The organism is Bacillus sp. HMA207 (assembly GCF_003402455.1).
Taxonomy (GTDB): domain Bacteria; phylum Bacillota; class Bacilli; order Bacillales; family Bacillaceae_G; genus Bacillus_A; species Bacillus_A cereus.
This window is the reverse complement of the sequence record NZ_BEZT01000001.1, coordinates 688,198-702,578: the sequence shown is the minus strand read 5'-3', so window position 1 is coordinate 702,578 and position 14,381 is coordinate 688,198. Positions and strand designations below refer to the sequence as shown.

Below are 14,381 nucleotides of genomic sequence, written 5' to 3'. Positions count from 1 at the left end.
CTTCTAAATAGAAGCAGCTTTATGATTCGTAATAGTTACCATAGTATACATTGGAATATGGCCATGTTGTTAAATATGGTTTTTTTTCCTGTGTAGGCTGTTGTTGTGGTATTTGTGGTATTTGTGATAATTGCTGTAATTGTTGTTGCCGATATAATTCGTATTGTCTACTCGTATCATAAACCGGATAATAATTTACATATGGATATACTTGAGGTACGTAATAATAATACATTATCCTCTCCTCCTTTTTCTTAAACATATTCAAAGGAGAAAATGAATGTGACATTGTTTATAATTGTACAAGTGGTTCTCTCACTCGTTTCTTCCTTTTCTTCAAGCGTAACTTACGGTTCTTTTCGTATAAATAATGCACAACGAAATATGAAATGAGACCAAACACAACTCCTAAAATCGTCATTCCAATTAATACATACACTTCACTTTGTAATAAGCTCTTTAATATCGTAAAGATGTGACTTGAAAACAAGTCCGATATCTTAAATGGTTCATGATGAATTTTCTGTACATGAAATGGATAAATCATTTTTCCTAGCGCATACGCAAGCGGAAATAAAAATACTGGGAGAAACGATATTTTCCCAATAATATTGCCAATAACTGCCGCAGGAAAAGATCCCTTTGCTAACCTGACGATTGGATAAAATATTACATATACGAGCGATGCCGTATAAATGACTAACATTTCTAAGCCGAATCCTATAGCAAACCCTAACGATACTTTCTTTGCGCCTTCTGGCGATCGAAGCAACTTATAATATTGAAACTTTAATATTCTCCACATCCGCTGAAAAAACGAATATGTTTTCTTAGTTGTTTTCACCCTCATCATCTCTTTAACTATATTTTTATATGTAGTATGTCCTTACACACTCTGAAAAACAAATTTAGTTTTCTCTTTTATTATAAATGATATCGAAATGGTTAACCAAATATACATCCGACATTTTAATATAAAAAAACCTCCCTTTTAGGAAGGCTCTTCTACATTTCTAAATAAACTCACTAATAACGCTTTTTGAGCATGCAATCGATTACCAGCTTGCTCAAAGACGATAGACTGCGGTCCATCTATAATTTCTCCTGTTACTTCTTCTTCACGATGGGCAGGTAAACAGTGTAAGAAACGATATGTTTGCTTCGCATGCTTAACAAGTTCGTTATTGATTTGGTAAGGTTGAAATAAAGTATACTTCTCTTCTTCGCCCTCTTGCCCCATGCTCATCCAAACGTCAGTATAAATGAAATCTGCTTCATTCACCGCTAATTCAGGATCATGCAAAACTTCAATTTCAGCTCCTGTTTCCTTGGCAATTGCTAACGCTTTTTTTACAATCTCTTCATTCGGTTCATACCCTACAGGCGTTGCCACAGTCATATGCATTCCAACTTTTGCACTCGCTAGCAACAATGAATGACATACATTATTTCCGTCACCTACGTAAGCCAATTTTATTCCTTTAAATGTATTTGTTTCTTCGTATATCGTCATAAGGTCTGCCAATGCTTGACAAGGATGATGATCATCCGTTAAACCGTTAATAACAGGAATACTCGATTCTTTTGCAAGCTCTTCTACATCCGCGTGTGAGAATGTACGTATCATGATCCCGTCAATATACTGCGATAATACTTTCGCAGTATCTGAAACGCTTTCTCCTCTTCCCATTTGCATCTCTTTCCCACTTAAAAACATACCATGTCCCCCGAGCTGTACCATTCCTGCTTCAAAAGATACACGAGTACGAGTTGAATGCTTATCAAAAATAAGCCCTAATATTTTGCCTTGTAATAAAGGCTCTTGCTTATTCTTTTTTAAATATATAGCGAACTCAATTAAAGAAATAATTTCTTCTTTCGTTAATTCTTCTAGTGTTAAAAGATCTTTCGTATTTAATTTCGGTACTTGTACAGTTGACATGAAACTTCCCCCTTATATGATTGATACGTTTTTTGTACAAACTACTTTTTTTATTATATATACTGCCTGTTCTAACTCTTCATTCATGACAATGAGTGGCGGTAATAGTCTTATCACATTAGGACCTGCTTGTAATACGAGAAGTCCTTCGTTTTCTAGTTGTTCTATAAAACTTGCAACTTCATGCTTACACTCAATCCCAATCATAAGCCCCTTACCACGTATATTTTGAATACATTCGACATGCTGTAATTCCTCTTGCAACTTCTCTAATACGTACTCGCCTTTTTCTTGTACTTCTTTTAAAAACGATGTTTTTTTACTCACTTGCAATACTTCTTTCGCTGCAGCCATCGCGATGTAATTCCCGCCAAAAGTTGAACCGTGTGATCCTGCAGTAAACGATGTTCCTAGCTCTTTCCGGCCAAGCATCGCTCCGACAGGAACTCCATTCCCAAGTGCCTTTGCAACGGTAACGATATCAGGCTCTATTCGCACTTGTTCATAAGCGAATAGTGTTCCAGTTCTTCCTATCCCCGTTTGTACTTCGTCTATAATAAATAAGGAACCGAACTTATTACATAATGTTTCAATCTCTTTCAAAAAAGATAGATCAGCAGGTATTACTCCTCCCTCTCCTTGAACAACTTCTACCATTACCGCCGCAACTTCTTCATTCATTACTTCCTCTAATGCTTTAATATCGTTAAAAGGGATATGTAAAAAAGATGGAAGTAATGGACCAAATCCTTCTTTCACCTTATCTTGGCCCGTTGCACTCATCGTTCCAAATGTTCTACCGTGAAAAGACTGCTGGCATGTTACGACGAGAGATTTTCCAGTATGCTTACGTGCTAACTTTAAAGCCGCTTCATTTGCCTCTGCCCCACTATTACAGAAAAACACATAATCTAATGCTCTATTTTCTGTTAATAATGACGCAACTTCTTCTTGTAAGCTGTTTGTAAACAGGTTAGATATATGCCATATATCATCAAGTTGCTCTTGTACACCTTTGAGAACAGTAGGGTGACAATGTCCTAAATTACATACGCCAATTCCTGATGTGAAATCTAAATATTCCTTACCGTTATTATCAATAACTTTCGTTCCAGTTCCTTTTACAAACTCAATAGTTCTTCTGCCATACGTTTGAAAAAGATGACTCGTCATGCAATACTCACGCCTTTCGTTACCGTCGTTCCAATACACTCTCCCGTAACCTCAGTAAAATCTTTTGTACCATTCACAATACTTATCTTTTGCACTCCCATTTTTAATGATGCTAGTGCCGCCTGTACTTTCGGAATCATCCCACCTGTAATAACACCTGTTTCTATAAAAGTAGCAATTTCAGACTCATCCGTTTCCTTTACCAAATTCCCTTCATGTAATATTCCATCTACATCCGTAATAAAAATCAGCTCTTTTGCCCCTAACGCGGCCGCAATCCCAGCTGCAGCATTGTCCGCATTTATGTTATAAATTTCATTACCATTTACCCCGATTGGAGCAATAACAGGAATATACCCCATATTTATTAATCCTTTTAATAAGGCTGTTTCTACATAACTTACTTCCCCTACATATCCTATCTCCTCGCTGACAGGTTGAACTTGAAGTAAATTGCCGTCACACCCTGAACAACCTACCGCAAGTAAATTATGCTTTTGTAAATTCATTACGAGTTTTTTATTCGTACTTCCGCATAGCACCATTTGAACAACATCCATAACTTCTTTTGGTGTTATCCGTAATCCATCTCTTTTTTCTACGTTGATGTTACAATCTTTTAATTTGGCATCAATTTCTGGTCCACCACCATGGACAATCACTACTTTATACTTGTGCTGTAATTTCTTTATACAATCAAAAAACACATCATTTAATTGATTCAACATACTACCGCCGCATTTCACTACAATATAATCGCTCATCTTCTCTCTCCTTATGTACGATAACAAGCGTTTATTTTCACATATTCATAGCTTAAGTCACAGCCCCAAGCTGATCCTGTCTCTTCACCTAAGTGTAAGTACACATTAATGACTATTTCATCTTCTTGTAATCTCTCTTTCATTTTTTCTTCAGAAAATATTTGAGGCTCACTATTTTTTAATACCGATATAGATTGAAGAGTAATGTCAATTGTGTTCGGATTAATAGCTACTTCACTTTGTCCAATACTGCTAATAATTCGCCCCCAGTTTGGGTCTTCACCATGTATTGCTGTTTTCACAAGACTCGAACCGACTATTTGCTTTGCAATTTTTTTTGCCTCTTCATTCGTTTGAGCTCCTAGCACATTTACTTCTATTAACTTCGTAGCGCCTTCACCATCTTGCGCAATTTTTTTTGCTAAATCTTCACATACCTTCTGTAAAGTACATACGAAAGTTTCCCAATCTGTATGTTCCATATTTATCGGGCTTGTTTCTGATAATCCACTTGCCATAACGATGACCATATCATTCGTAGAAGTATCTCCATCTACCGTAATTTGATTAAATGTATGATTCGTAATTTGGGATAATGCTGTTTGCAATACGTCATGCTCTATATGAGCATCTGTCGTAATAAAACTAAGCATCGTTGCCATATTCGGATGAATCATCCCTGAACCCTTTGCAACACCCGCAATCGCCACTTTCTTCCCATCAATAATCATTTCATAGCAAGTTTCTTTCGTGATAAGATCTGTCGTTAAAATTGCTTCAGAAAAAGAATATGCTTCACTTTCTTCCTTCGTCGGTATAAGAGTTGCAATCCCCTTTCGGATTATATCCATCGGCAGTGGAACACCAATTACACCTGTTGAAGCTACTGCAACGTAATTTTCTTTCACTCCAAAATGTTCCGCCCCTAACGCGCGCATCTCGTATGCGTCTTGTAATCCTTGCATTCCAGTACAAGCATTTGCATTTCCACTATTAACGATAATTGCTTGTAACTTCCCTTCTGCCGTTATACTATCCTTCGTTACTTGCAAAGGGGCTGCTTGTATTTGATTCGTTGTATACACAGCGGCACATGATGCTGGTACGTCACAAACGATTGCCCCTAAATCCTTTTTCTCCTTTTTCAGACCATTTACAGTACCAATTGCCGAAAAGCCTTTTGGCGTTACAATTGAACCATTTTCTAATTTTGTAATAGACGCTACTTTAATCATCATGTCCCCCTTATAGATAAAGCGGCATATGTTGTAAACCTGTTGTCTCTTCTAGTCCCGCTATTATGTTTGCATTTTGAATCGCTTGCCCAGCCGCACCTTTCATCATATTGTCTATAACAGAAACGACCGTAACTCTTTCAGTTCTTTCATCGTAAGCTATGCCAATATCACAATAATTTGAGCCTCTCACTTCTTTTGGACTTGGAAATTTCCCTTGCGTACAAATTCGGATGAAAGGAGATTGTTCATACGTTTCTTCATACAATTTTTGAAGTTGCTTTATTTCCATCTTTTGTTTTACTTTTGCATAAAGTGTAATCATAATTCCTCGTGATATCGGTATTAAATGTGTGCTAAATGTAATTGGCTGTGATTCACTATTCCATTCTGTAAGCATTTGCTCAATCTCTGGAACGTGCTGATGCTGGTTTACTTTATAGATATGTAAGTTATCGTATAGCTCAGGAAAATGAGTCATTGTTGTTGGTGTTTTTCCTGCTCCTGATACCCCAGATTTCGCATCAATAATAATCGAATCTTCTTCAATCATGCCGCTACGTATTAACGGCGCTATCGCTAGCAATGTGGCTGTAGCAAAACATCCTGGGTTTGCAATTAAATTTGCCTTTTGAATCTCAGTCCTTTTCCATTCACTTAACCCATACACTGCTTTTCTAAGAATTTCTTCTTTCGCTGCTGGCCTTTTATACCACAGTTCATATGACGAAGGATCTATCATACGAAAGTCTCCAGATAGGTCAATTACTTTTAAACCTTCTGCTACTAACTTGGGAGTTAACTCCGCTGATACTCCTGCTGGTGTTGCTAGAAATACGATTTCTGCTTCTTTCCCTATTGTCTTCACATCAATTTCTTGTAACGTATGAAAAAGGACATTTCGAAGATGCGGATATACATTTGTTATACACTCACCAACTTGCGAAAAAGAATGAAGAGATGCTATAGAAAAATATGGATGTTGTTCTAATAAACGAATTAATTCAATGCCCCCATATCCAGTGGCTCCAATAATTGCGACTTTCATAAGTTCCTCCTCAAATCGATTCTTTAAATTAAGTATGATTATAATATTGTATATTTATAGAGTCAATTAAATATTTATAAATTTTTAAATCTAAAAAAACTTAATTTTATTAGAAAAATAATATACTCAACCGAATTTTTATACAAAAATAGTGCATAGTAGTTTTTTTATTTCACTTCAAGTACAATAAAACAATACATACGTACATACAGGCGGGAAAAAATATGAACGAAAAATTAATTGAGAAAATGATTATAAAAAGTTTTCAGCAATATCAATGCAGTCCAATATCAAAAGAAGATCAGGAAATGCTAGTGAAACATATTCAAACGGTGACTCATTCAAATATTGAAATTGATTTATACGAGGAGATTGAGGATATTGTTTATGATTATGTGACTGGAAAACAATAAAAAATAGGAGATTTCCATGTGGAAATCTCCTATTTTTTACTTAATGATTTACCTGCTACACGTTCAAATAAACCTGGGAATAAAGCATAAAGTTTTGGACCAATTCCCATCCACTTCGGTAAGTTTACTTCACGTTTTTTCGTGTGCATCGACTTTACGATTTGTTCTGCTACGTATGTTGGTTTTAACATGTAACGTCCCATATTCTTTACATATGTACCAGATTGATCCGCTATTTCAAAAAAGTTTGTATCTATCGGACCTGGATTAATTGCTGTAACATAAATATCTGTATTCGCTAATTCCATGCGTAAACTATTCGTAAATCCTAATACAGCATGTTTCGTTGCTGCATACGCACTTGATTTCGGAGTTGCAATTTTTCCGGCAAGTGAAGCAATATTAATAATATGTCCTTCGTTCTTGTTTACCATATAAGGTAGTACCGCTTTCGTACATGCTACTAATCCAAATACATTTACTTGGAACATATCTTTTACTTCACCCATTGACGCATCTTCAAACGTTTTAAAAATACCAAATCCCGCATTGTTTACTAATATATCAATACGTCCCACTTCTTGTAATACCTTTGAAAAAACAGACTGTACTTCCATCTCTTCACTTACATCTAATACATAATAATAGCAAGGCGTATTATAAGTTTCTTTAATTTTGTCTACTAACGCTTGTAGTTTCTCTTCTGTTCGAGCCATTAATACTGGAGTCGCTCCCTGTGCTGCAACTTGCATTGCAACTTGCTCACCAATCCCACTAGAAGCACCTGTAATGACGATTACTTTATTTTGTAAACGTCCTGTCATTGCTGTCACCTACTTTGCATAATAAATCAATTGTTGCGATGACTCATCAATCATCACTTGTTGATTATATGCTAAATAGTCCAATTGTCCAACCGTTTCTGAAATAGTAAGTGGTAATTGTTCTTTATATAATACCGGAAATAGTTTTACACATACTTCAAATGCTGTCATTGGTTTTTCCTTTAATAACTCAAGCACTTTAAAAGCACGTGTTTCTTGCTTTTGTAATCTCGTTTCAATAAGTTGTTTCACATTTAGAACATCTTCCCCATGCCCTGATAAAATGCGTGAAATATTCATTTCGCTTAAACGCTGTAATGTTTGATTATATTGTAGTAATGGGCGTGCCCGCTCTGTTTGCCCTTCATATGGCGGTTCTAGTATTGGATTCGAAGAAATATGACTAATGAGAGCATCTCCACCAATTAATATTCCATCAGATTCTCTATATAAAGAAATATGAGTAGAAGCATGACCTGGTGTTTCAAGTACTGTAAATCCAGGCAAAGAATCAATACGATCTCCTTCTCTCACAGTATGCGTTAACGATCTATTACAAGAATATTTAAGTGTCCTCGTCGTCAATAACGACTCGTCTTTCAAAAATGCTGCTGGCACACCAAACTGTAAGGCCGTCTCTCTAAAAAATTCATGATACCGCTTTAAAAATTCTGGATTTTGTGTAATCCAAGGCTCATTCCAAGGATGTCCAATAATATTCGTCTTCTCAGAAAATATATTTAAAAGTCCACAATGATCTGCATGATGATGCGTAATGACTACTGTTTCAATATCTTCTATCGTATGTCCTAATGCACCTAATTGACTTTCTAACGCATTCCTTGCCTCTTCTGTATTCGTCCCTGTATCAATTAATGTTAATGTCTCCCCCTCAACTAAAAACACATTCACAGTTTCCACTGCAAATGGTACAGGAATCTCCATTCGGTGAATCGCCGTCATGCTTAGCCCCCCTGTCTCTTTCCGGTTCAAAAATGAATACTTCTTCAGTTTACAACTTCTATATATATTTGTCATTATTTTCAGATAAAAAGAGGTGTTTCCTATAAAAAAACGAATGTATGTACATTTATAAGAATTTCTAACCAAAATTAAAGGAGGAACATCATGTCTATTCAAAACATTTCCTTTCTCGGTGCAGGCTCTATTGCCGAAGCTATTATTGGTGGCTTGTTACATGCAAATGTCGTTAAAGGTGAACAAATTACTGTAAGTAATCGTTCTAACGAGACAAGATTACAAGAGCTACATAAAAAATACGGTGTCAAAGGTACTCATAATAAAAAAGAATTACTTACTGATGCAAATATTCTTTTTCTAGCAATGAAACCAAAGGATGTTGCAGAGGCGCTTACCCCTTTTAAAGAATACATAAATAATAACGTGCTTATTATTTCATTACTAGCAGGTGTTTCTACTGACTCAATTAGAAAACTACTTCAAAAAGACGTTCCAATTATTCGTGCAATGCCAAATACCTCCGCAGCCATTTTAAAATCAGCTACCGCTATCTCCCCTTCAAAACATGCAACAGCGGAGCATATTCGCACTGCAACATCTTTATTTGAAACGATTGGTCTCGTCTCTGTTGTAGAGGAAGAAGACATGCATGCTGTCACTGCATTATCCGGAAGTGGACCTGCTTATATTTATTACGTAGTGGAAGCTATGGAAGAAGCTGCAAAAAAAATTGGTTTAAAAGAAGATGTTGCAAAATCACTTATTCTTCAAACGATGATTGGTGCTGCTGAAATGCTAAAAGTAAGTGACAAACACCCTTCTATTTTGAGAAAGGAAATTACTTCTCCTGGTGGAACTACCGAAGCAGGTATTGAAGTATTACAAGAACATAAATTTCAACAAGCACTTATTTCTTGTATTACACAGGCAACGAAACGATCACATAATCTTGGAAAAACATTAGAACAACTAACAAAAGAAAAATAGAAAAAGGAGCTCAAGTTTATTTGAGCTCCTTTTTCTATAATTACACTTAGTTATTGTTCTTCCCAAAAATCTCTTCTTGCAGGCGACGACCAGTCGGCGTTGCTGCAAGTCCACCTTCTGCTGTTTCACGAAGTGCTACTGGCATCGTTTGTCCGATTCTAAACATTGCCTCAATTACTTCATCACATGGAATTGTACTCGTTACACCAGCTAATGCTAAATCTGCTGAAATCATCGCATTCGCAGCTCCTGCTGCATTACGTTTTACACAAGGTACTTCTACAAGTCCTGCAACAGGATCACACACTAAACCAAGCATGTTCTTTAATGAAATTGCCATCGCTGTAGCTGCTTGATCTTGTGTTCCACCAGCCATCTCAACTGCAGCTGCAGCCGCCATTCCACTTGCTGAACCAACTTCAGCTTGGCATCCTCCCGCTGCACCAGAAATACAAGCGTTATTCGCAACAACCATACCGAAAGCTCCTGCTGTAAATAAGAATTCAATCATTTCTTCACGTGTAGGCTGCAATTTTTCTCTTAGTGCAAATAGTACACCTGGCACTGTTCCAGCAGAACCTGCTGTTGGTGTTGCACAAATAATTCCCATCGCTGCGTTTACTTCATTTGTTGCAACAGCTTTGCTTACTGCATCCAAAATCGTATCTCCAGATAAGCCTTTTCCACTCTTCATATACGCTTGAACTTTTACAGCATCTCCACCAGTTAAACCAGTTGGTGATTTCACGCCGCGAATACCACGTTCTACTGCTTGCTCCATCACGACTAAGTTCTTTTCCATACCAGCAATTACTTCTTCACGTGAAATACTTCTTGTTTCCATTTCACATTGAATCATAATTTCTGCGATTTTTACATTTTGTTCTTTAGCTTGCGCCACTAGTTCCGCTGCGTTCCGAAACATGGTGTGTCCCCCCTGCAATTATTCCATAATAGTTACTTGACAAATATTTTGTTGCGCTTTTATTTCTTCAATTACTTCATCTGCTAATAATTCATCTGTTTCAATGACCATAAGCGCTCTTCTTCCTTTTTCTTTACGAGAAACACTCATTGTGCTAATGTTAATCTCATGTTTCGCAAGGATTGAAGCTACCGCTGCAATAGCACCGAAGCGATCGTTATTTACAATAAGTAGTGCTGGGCTCGTGCCTGATAATTGAAGATCGAATCCGTTTAATTCTACAACTTCAATTTTACCGCCACCAATTGAGCAAGCAACAACTTCAATTTCATCTTCACCTTTATACAAACGAATTCTCGCTGTATTTGGGTGAGGTGCATTGGCATCTTCTTCAATGAATTCCACTTCAATTTCGCGCTCTTTTGCTATTTCTAGCGCCTCTGGAATACGTAAGTCATCTGTTTCAAATCCTAATATTCCACCGATTAGTGCTACATCCGTACCATGCCCTCGATACGTCTTTGCAAATGATCCATATAACGAAATGCTTACTCTTTCTGGTTCATGACGAAACAGCTGGCGAGCAACTTGCCCCATTCTTGCTGCGCCTGCTGTATGTGAACTTGATGGTCCAATCATAACTGGACCGATAATATCAAATACTGAGCGATACTTCATCATAACTCCCCCTAAACCTCTATGAAAAAATTTGTTCTACTATTCTATTAAGCTGCTACATCTGTCGCTTTTCCAGTTGTACCACGAATTTGTTCTGCTGTACGAATTGGATAGTTTTTGAATAAAAGTAATCCAATATAACCTGAAATAATACCAGTTATCATAATACATAAGAATCTTAGCATTATTTTCATTTAAAAATGATACAAGATAATCCAGAATAAAGTCTGGTAGCAATCCAAAGTTTAACACAGAAGCCATTGCAAGCATAGCATAAACAAGTGATATAACCATTGCTAATGCAACTAAATTTGCACCCGCTATTCCGCCTAGACTACCTGCTGATGTTCTGAACTCTTTTAAAGAGTGGTGTACCAATTAAATCTCCACTACCTTATTAATAAAAAGCTTCTACTAAGGAACTCGCAATAGCTACACTTGCTAATCATATCGTTTAGCTAAAAAGTGAAAAAGACTTATGACAAATAATAGTAATATCTTTCCTATTATAATTCTCGTGTTACTCTCTCATGATTTAGTCAACTTCACTTGTTACGATAATGACTAAAATACATGCGGCTTATCATAAATTATAATCTGCCCTCATTATAGCTTGTTTTTTATAAAACGCTTACTTTTGTTGAATTTTAAAAGTTCTGAATAAAAGTCCATTTCTGCTATTTGTATCACTTGTATGTCATCTGACTTATATAACAGTTTTTCTAAATAATCATTATTTCGTATTTTTATCCTATATATTCAAACCATCCTAATTTTCTGTATCATCCAAGTATAAGTATAAAATAATAACAGTTTTATTTTTAAATTTTTTTAGACATAAAAAAATGGTAACCCGCTGTTACCATTTTTTACAAAATAATTATTTTTCTACTGGGAATGATTTCAAATCTGTCGCTATTTCTGTATTAGAAAACAACTCTCTAGCCTCTTTCAATAATTCCTTATATGTATCTCCTTGATAGCGAGAACTAATGTGAGTTAATATTAGTCGCTTCGCATTTGCCTGAAGTGCAATGCTCGCAGCTTGCTTAGATGTAGAATGAAAATAATCATACGCTTGTTGCTCATCTTCTGCTGCGAAAGTCGCTTCATGGACAAGTACATCTGCATCTTGCGCAAGCTCCCTACTCGCTTCGCAATATCGCGTATCACCTAAGATAGTAATAATTCTTCCTTTTTGAGGTGGGCCGATAAACTCATTTCCATTTAATATCGTGCCATCCTCTAATTCAACTACTTCACCATCTTTTAAACGTTTAAAGATTGGACCTGGTTTCACACCCATCTCAAGCAACTTATCAACTAAAAGAGCACCTTGTATATCTTTCTCTACAATACGATATCCAAAGCATTCTATACCGTGTGACAATCTTTTCGTTTCTACATAAAATTCATTATCTTCAAATACGGTACCTTCTTCTGTTATCTCCACAACTTCAAGTGGATATTTCACATGTGTCGTACTTACCGATAATGCCACTTCAATAAATTGTTTAATTCCTTTCGGTCCATACACCTTTAAAGGCGTAGTTCCTCCTTGAAATGAACGGCTACCTAATAAACCAGGCAATCCAAAAATATGATCGCCATGTAAATGCGTAATAAATATTTTTTCAATGCGGCGCGGACGTACAGATGTATGTAATATTTGATGTTGCGTGGCCTCACCACAATCAAATAACCAAGTTTGTCCTCGTTCTTCTAACAATTGTAAAGCAATTGCTGAAACGTTCCTTCCTTTTGAAGGAACACCTGCACCAGTTCCTAAAAATACAAATTCCACTTTCTTTCCTCCAGCTCTAAATATACTCTATCTCTCATCTTACGGAATGTTATTTCAAATGGCAAATTGAATTTACATAACCAAACATCTAGACAACTATATAACACGAACGTTATACTCAAAAAATTTAGCTATCGTTCGTGTTTTGTGTTAAAATAATTATACTACATTTTAAGGGAGCGTTTTATTATGAAAGAAGTATTTCGTTTACAAACTGATTTTTCATCTTCATTTGATCGCTGGGTAAGTTCTTTCGTGTCTGATCACCCAGCACAATTAGAATGGACAACTTTAAAGGAATTAATCCATGAATATACAACATCACATACAAATGATACGTTACCAGCATATATTTCTTCAGCTTTAACATATTACGCCCAACGCGTTTCAACTACAAACAGTTCAGAGATTGTTATTTTTGAAAACCCTACAATCTCGTAATCTATAATAAAAAAGCACTGGTTACAGTGCTTTTTTATTTATACTTATTTAACAAATGATCATATTCCATCCAAAAGTCGGTATACATACTTCGCTCAAACTCATTTAAAATTATCTTTTCACTTGATTTATTGAATAATTCTTTTGCCTGTAGCGCAAAAGAAACAATTTGTTTTCTATATTCATTTTCATTTACTTCTATATGAAGCCCTTCATAGTATATAGCCTTTTGATCAGTAGAAATAACTTTGACAAAATCCTTTAAAACCACATTTTCACCTATATGGTTTATAGTCCAATGAATTGAAATTGGGCATCCTAACATGAGCATAGTGCCACATCCGTGCAAAATAAGCCCCTCTTCATTTTCAATATCACAAATATATTCTTTATCTAAAGTTCGTAACAGAGCTAAAGCTGATTCACTTATTCCCCATTCCTCATCCATACCTGTTTGTGTAATAATCGTTCCATCCACATTTAAATAAATTTCCCCGTGAGAACATAAATCTTCCTGCTCATTAAACAACCACTTTTGATTCTCAATATTTATAATAAAATTTTGTGGTACCATTACAAATTCCCCTTTTATAAAAATATTTATTTTTCATATTATTTATAATCAATATCATACATTTCATCCCACATATCTATTATAAATCCGTTTAATATTTTAAAAACACAGATAAAAAAGATATTGACACTACAATTTTACAGTGCTAACATTCAACATGTAATTGAATATGGTCTCTGTTAGGTGAGGCTCCTGTATAGAGAAACGCTGCTGCCCAAAAATGTCGAGAGACGCCAATGGGTCAACAGGAAAGGTCGGAATGAAGGCCTTTTTTAATGTAGCTGGTTTCAGTACCTATGCTATACAGTGCTAAAACTCAACGAGGGAGAGGTGCATGTATTTTGTCATACACAAAAACTGTTTTTATTTATGTCTACTAACAGTCTTTGTTGTGGACTCTTTTAACTGCGAATTCAGACCTTTACTCGTTTTGAGTAAAGGTCTTTTTACGTCTATATGCACCTTACTATGAAACAAACATAGCATATTCAGAAACTACTAAATTGTACGGAGGTGAGGAACAGTTGGCAATTGATGATTCGGCCCATATACCCATACGTTTTACATTCATATTTCATCATGTAGGTAGGAA

Annotated in this window: 16 protein-coding genes and 1 riboswitch; of the genes, 3 read left to right on the top strand and 13 right to left on the bottom strand. The window is 35.9% G+C overall.

Features of this window, described 5'->3' with window-relative positions; translation table 11 throughout:
• Positions 1–19: 19 nt before the first annotated feature.
• The 7 genes from HMAS_RS03870 to argC all read right to left on the bottom strand — a co-directional run bounded on the left by HMAS_RS03870 (position 20) and on the right by argC (position 6,162).
• Positions 20–235, bottom strand: a complete 216-nt coding sequence (locus HMAS_RS03870) for a hypothetical protein (protein WP_000291955.1) — start codon at positions 233–235, stop codon at positions 20–22.
• Positions 236–292: 57 nt separating this feature from the next.
• Complete coding sequence (locus HMAS_RS03865) at positions 293–853, bottom strand: DUF2062 domain-containing protein (RefSeq protein ID WP_002026296.1); 561 nt, start codon at positions 851–853, stop codon at positions 293–295.
• Between the two features lie 138 nt (positions 854–991).
• Complete coding sequence (gene argF / locus HMAS_RS03860) at positions 992–1,942, bottom strand: ornithine carbamoyltransferase (protein ID WP_000108853.1); 951 nt, start codon at positions 1,940–1,942, stop codon at positions 992–994.
• Positions 1,943–1,954: 12 nt separating this feature from the next.
• Complete coding sequence (locus tag HMAS_RS03855; protein ID WP_000200555.1) at positions 1,955–3,115, bottom strand: acetylornithine transaminase; 1,161 nt, start codon at positions 3,113–3,115, stop codon at positions 1,955–1,957.
• Positions 3,112–3,879, bottom strand: a complete 768-nt coding sequence (gene argB, locus HMAS_RS03850; RefSeq protein WP_116344703.1) for an acetylglutamate kinase — start codon at positions 3,877–3,879, stop codon at positions 3,112–3,114. Before argB ends, HMAS_RS03855 begins: the two co-directional genes overlap by 4 nt.
• 11 nt (positions 3,880–3,890) lie before the next feature.
• Positions 3,891–5,114, bottom strand: coding sequence for a bifunctional glutamate N-acetyltransferase/amino-acid acetyltransferase ArgJ (gene argJ, locus HMAS_RS03845; protein ID WP_000598394.1), 1,224 nt, complete (start codon positions 5,112–5,114; stop codon positions 3,891–3,893).
• Positions 5,115–5,124: 10 nt separating this feature from the next.
• Positions 5,125–6,162: an N-acetyl-gamma-glutamyl-phosphate reductase gene (gene argC, locus HMAS_RS03840; protein WP_000861244.1), complete on the bottom strand. Its 1,038-nt coding sequence runs from the start codon at positions 6,160–6,162 to the stop codon at positions 5,125–5,127.
• Between the two features lie 224 nt (positions 6,163–6,386).
• On the opposite strand from argC, the gene HMAS_RS03835 reads away from it, so the two are divergent.
• A complete protein-coding gene (locus HMAS_RS03835) occupies positions 6,387–6,575 on the top strand; it encodes a YqzH family protein (RefSeq protein ID WP_001003222.1) in 189 nt (62 codons plus the stop codon).
• Positions 6,576–6,604: 29 nt separating this feature from the next.
• Here the strand turns inward: HMAS_RS03835 and HMAS_RS03830 are convergent, their stop codons facing one another.
• Entirely contained in the window at positions 6,605–7,399 is a 795-nt protein-coding gene (locus HMAS_RS03830; protein ID WP_000147794.1) for an SDR family NAD(P)-dependent oxidoreductase, read from the bottom strand.
• 9 nt (positions 7,400–7,408) lie between these two features.
• Positions 7,409–8,362 (bottom strand): MBL fold metallo-hydrolase, encoded by a 954-nt coding sequence (locus HMAS_RS03825; protein WP_000125119.1) that lies wholly within the window; start codon positions 8,360–8,362, stop codon positions 7,409–7,411.
• A gap of 165 nt (positions 8,363–8,527) precedes the next feature.
• On the opposite strand from HMAS_RS03825, the gene proI reads away from it, so the two are divergent.
• On the top strand, positions 8,528–9,367 hold the full coding sequence (gene proI, locus HMAS_RS03820) for a pyrroline-5-carboxylate reductase ProI (RefSeq protein ID WP_000027250.1): 840 nt from the start codon (positions 8,528–8,530) through the stop codon (positions 9,365–9,367).
• 46 nt (positions 9,368–9,413) lie between these two features.
• On the opposite strand, the gene sdaAA is transcribed toward proI, so the two are convergent.
• The 3 genes from sdaAA to rnz form a co-directional block, all read right to left on the bottom strand.
• The gene (sdaAA, locus tag HMAS_RS03815; protein WP_000489461.1) at positions 9,414–10,292 is read right to left on the bottom strand and encodes an L-serine ammonia-lyase, iron-sulfur-dependent, subunit alpha; all 879 of its coding nucleotides are present in this window, start codon (positions 10,290–10,292) and stop codon (positions 9,414–9,416) included.
• 18 nt (positions 10,293–10,310) lie between these two features.
• A complete protein-coding gene (sdaAB, locus tag HMAS_RS03810; protein ID WP_000877445.1) occupies positions 10,311–10,970 on the bottom strand; it encodes an L-serine ammonia-lyase, iron-sulfur-dependent subunit beta in 660 nt (219 codons plus the stop codon).
• An 880-nt stretch (positions 10,971–11,850) separates the two neighbouring features.
• A complete protein-coding gene (gene rnz / locus HMAS_RS03800; protein WP_000397437.1) occupies positions 11,851–12,774 on the bottom strand; it encodes a ribonuclease Z in 924 nt (307 codons plus the stop codon).
• A gap of 189 nt (positions 12,775–12,963) precedes the next feature.
• Here rnz and HMAS_RS03795 point away from each other — a divergent pair, with 189 nt between their 5' ends.
• Positions 12,964–13,215, top strand: coding sequence for a DUF3932 family protein (locus HMAS_RS03795; RefSeq protein ID WP_000665709.1), 252 nt, complete (start codon positions 12,964–12,966; stop codon positions 13,213–13,215).
• A gap of 34 nt (positions 13,216–13,249) precedes the next feature.
• Here HMAS_RS03795 and HMAS_RS03790 read toward each other — a convergent pair whose 3' ends face one another.
• Positions 13,250–13,789 carry a hypothetical protein gene (locus HMAS_RS03790; protein WP_000249063.1) on the bottom strand — a complete coding sequence of 180 codons (540 nt, stop codon included), beginning with the start codon at positions 13,787–13,789 and terminating at the stop codon, positions 13,250–13,252.
• A 168-nt stretch (positions 13,790–13,957) separates the two neighbouring features.
• Positions 13,958–14,125: riboswitch (M-box (ykoK) riboswitch) on the top strand.
• Positions 14,126–14,381: the final 256 nt, after the last annotated feature.

Bases quoted from the DNA above. Each gene is read 5' to 3' on its own strand.
- HMAS_RS03870 (WP_000291955.1), bottom strand. From the start codon at position 235: ATGTATTATTATTACGTACCTCAAGTATATCCATATGTAAATTATTAT.
- HMAS_RS03865 (WP_002026296.1), bottom strand. From the start codon at position 853: ATGATGAGGGTGAAAACAACTAAGAAAACATATTCGTTTTTTCAGCGG.
- argF (WP_000108853.1), bottom strand. From the start codon at position 1,942: ATGTCAACTGTACAAGTACCGAAATTAAATACGAAAGATCTTTTAACA.
- HMAS_RS03855 (WP_000200555.1), bottom strand. From the start codon at position 3,115: ATGACGAGTCATCTTTTTCAAACGTATGGCAGAAGAACTATTGAGTTT.
- argB (WP_116344703.1), bottom strand. From the start codon at position 3,879: ATGAGCGATTATATTGTAGTGAAATGCGGCGGTAGTATGTTGAATCAA.
- argJ (WP_000598394.1), bottom strand. From the start codon at position 5,114: ATGATTAAAGTAGCGTCTATTACAAAATTAGAAAATGGTTCAATTGTA.
- argC (WP_000861244.1), bottom strand. From the start codon at position 6,162: ATGAAAGTCGCAATTATTGGAGCCACTGGATATGGGGGCATTGAATTA.
- HMAS_RS03835 (WP_001003222.1), top strand. From the start codon at position 6,387: ATGAACGAAAAATTAATTGAGAAAATGATTATAAAAAGTTTTCAGCAA.
- HMAS_RS03830 (WP_000147794.1), bottom strand. From the start codon at position 7,399: ATGACAGGACGTTTACAAAATAAAGTAATCGTCATTACAGGTGCTTCT.
- HMAS_RS03825 (WP_000125119.1), bottom strand. From the start codon at position 8,362: ATGACGGCGATTCACCGAATGGAGATTCCTGTACCATTTGCAGTGGAA.
- proI (WP_000027250.1), top strand. From the start codon at position 8,528: ATGTCTATTCAAAACATTTCCTTTCTCGGTGCAGGCTCTATTGCCGAA.
- sdaAA (WP_000489461.1), bottom strand. From the start codon at position 10,292: ATGTTTCGGAACGCAGCGGAACTAGTGGCGCAAGCTAAAGAACAAAAT.
- sdaAB (WP_000877445.1), bottom strand. From the start codon at position 10,970: ATGAAGTATCGCTCAGTATTTGATATTATCGGTCCAGTTATGATTGGA.
- HMAS_RS03795 (WP_000665709.1), top strand. From the start codon at position 12,964: ATGAAAGAAGTATTTCGTTTACAAACTGATTTTTCATCTTCATTTGAT.
- HMAS_RS03790 (WP_000249063.1), bottom strand. From the start codon at position 13,789: ATGGTACCACAAAATTTTATTATAAATATTGAGAATCAAAAGTGGTTG.